The following is a 2,233-nucleotide window of genomic DNA, read 5'->3' on the forward strand; positions in this document are numbered from 1 at the left end:
CGGGCCGGGACGTTCCGCTGGGCCGGTATCCCCTTCGCGCTCGCGTTCGCCCTGTTCATTCCCCAGTTCTTCGGCTCGCCCGCGCTCCGCGTCGCGCACGGCCTGCTGACCGCGCTGGGCTGCCTGCTGCTCGCCTTCGCCGTAACCCGTTCACCGGCCGGAAAGCCGGAATTGGCCTCGCCGACCGGGACGCCGGTTACAAACCGGTCATGACCGAACAGACCCGAAGAACCCTGCTCAAAACCGGCATCGTGACGGCCGGTGCGCTCGCCGCGGGGGCGCTGGGCGGACCCACCGCCGCCGCGCTCGTCCGCCGGGACCGCCCGGTGCTGACCCACGGCGTGCAGGCGGGCGATGTCACCGCCGATTCCGCGATCATCTGGACGCGGGCGGACCGTCCCTCCCGCATGATCGTGGAGGTCGCCCGCGACGAACGCTTCGCGCACGCGCGGCGGCTGACCGGGCCGCTGCTCACGCCCGGCACCGGCGGCACCGGCAAACTGCGGGTCCCGGCGCTGCCCGCCGGGGCGGAACTGCACTACCGCGTCACGGCCGAATCCCTCGACGGGCGCGCGGTGAGCGAACCGCTGACGGGCCGGTTCCGCACGGTGCCCGCCGGCCGTTCGGACGTCCGGATCCTCTGGTCCGGCGATGTCGCGGGCCAGGGCTGGGGCATCAACCCCGACCTCGGCGGGATGACCGCCTACGCGGCGATGGCCGCGCGCGAGCCGGACCTGTTCCTGCACAGCGGCGACACGGTGTACGCCGACGGGCCGCTGAAGGAAACGGTGACCCTCGCCGACGGGCGGGTCTGGCGCAACATCGTCACCCCGGAAAAGTCCAAAGTGGCCGAGACCCTCGACGAATACCGCGGCCAGTTCGCCTACAACCTGCTCGACGAAAACGTGCGCGCCTTCGCCGCTTCCGTGGCGAGCTACGTGCAATGGGACGACCACGAGGTGCTCAACAACTGGTACCCGGGCGAAATCCTCGATCTTCCCCAGTACACCGAAAAGCGTGTCGACGTGCTGGCCCAGCGCGCATTCCAGGCCTTCCACGAATGGCATCCGATCGACGCGAAGCGGGCCGTCGACGGGCGTGTGTTCCGCAGCTTCCGCTACGGGCCCCACGTCGAGGTGTTCGTGCTCGACATGCGGACCTACAAGGACGCCAACACCTCCGACGTGACCAGGCCCGGCTCGATTCTCGGCGAACGGCAGGCGCGGTGGCTCGTGGACGGACTGGCCCGCAGCACCGCCACCTGGAAACTGGTGCAGGCGGACCTGCCGATCGGGCTCGTGGTGCCCGACGGCAAGGACATCGAGGGCGTGGCCAACGGCCTGGCGGGCGCGCCGGGCGGGCGTGAGAGCGAACTGGCCTGGGTGCTCAGGGAGATTGCGCACCGCAGGGTGCGCAACGTGGTCTGGCTGACCGCCGACGTGCACTACACCGCGGCCCACCACTACTCGCCCGACCGCGCCGCGATCGGCGATTTCGACCCGTTCTGGGAATTCGTTTCCGGGCCGCTGCACGCGGGCGCGTTCGGGCCGAACAAGCTCGACCCCACCTTCGGCCCCGAGGCGGTTTTCGTGCACGCCCCGCCGGCCCCGAACACCTCGCCGATGGACGGTTTCCAGCATTTCGGCGAGCTGAACGTGGACGGTGCCGGCGGTGAACTGACGGTGTGCCTGAGGGACGGAAAGGGTGTTTCGCTGTGGTCGGCCACCCTGCGCCCGCAGCGTTCGAGGGGAGGCCGTTAGGCTGCGTTCAGCAGGTCCGAAGATGAGCATTTAATCGAGGAGTAACAGAGTCGTGAGTGAACGCACGCTGGTCCTGGTCAAGCCCGACGGCGTGAAGCGCGGCCTCGTGGGCGAGGTCATCGCGCGGATCGAGCGCAAGGGCCTGACGCTGGCCGCGCTGGAACTGCGGAACGTGCCGCGCCCGGTGGCCGAGGAGCACTACGCCGAGCACAAGGACAAGCCGTTCTTCGGCGAGCTGCTCGAGTTCATCACCTCGGGCCCGGTCGTGGCCATCGCCGTCGAGGGCCCCCGCGCGATCGCCGCCTTCCGCCAGCTCGCCGGCGGCACCGACCCGGTCGCCAAGGCCACCCCGGGTACCCTGCGCGGCGACTTCGCCCTCGAGACGCAGTACAACCTGGTGCACGGGTCGGACTCGCCGGAGTCGGCCGAGCGGGAACTCAAGCTCTGGTTCCCCGACCTGTGACCCTCCCGTG

Annotated in this window: 3 protein-coding genes; all 3 read left to right on the forward strand. The window is 70.2% G+C overall.

Translation table 11 applies throughout. The annotated features are described in order from the left end of the window. Positions 1-213: hypothetical protein (locus FNH05_RS38615; protein ID WP_222426818.1), on the forward strand; the 213-nt coding region annotated here is incomplete at its 5' end. Further along, positions 210-1,760 carry an alkaline phosphatase D family protein gene (locus FNH05_RS36350; protein WP_144593368.1) on the forward strand — a complete coding sequence of 517 codons (1,551 nt, stop codon included), beginning with the start codon at positions 210-212 and terminating at the stop codon, positions 1,758-1,760. The genes FNH05_RS38615 and FNH05_RS36350, both read left to right, overlap by 4 nt. A gap of 52 nt (positions 1,761-1,812) precedes the next feature. Next, positions 1,813-2,223, forward strand: a complete 411-nt coding sequence (ndk, locus tag FNH05_RS36355) for a nucleoside-diphosphate kinase (RefSeq protein WP_144593369.1) — start codon at positions 1,813-1,815, stop codon at positions 2,221-2,223. Positions 2,224-2,233: the final 10 nt, after the last annotated feature.

This window comes from Amycolatopsis rhizosphaerae, assembly GCF_007713715.1.
GTDB lineage: Bacteria > Actinomycetota > Actinomycetes > Mycobacteriales > Pseudonocardiaceae > Amycolatopsis_E > Amycolatopsis_E rhizosphaerae.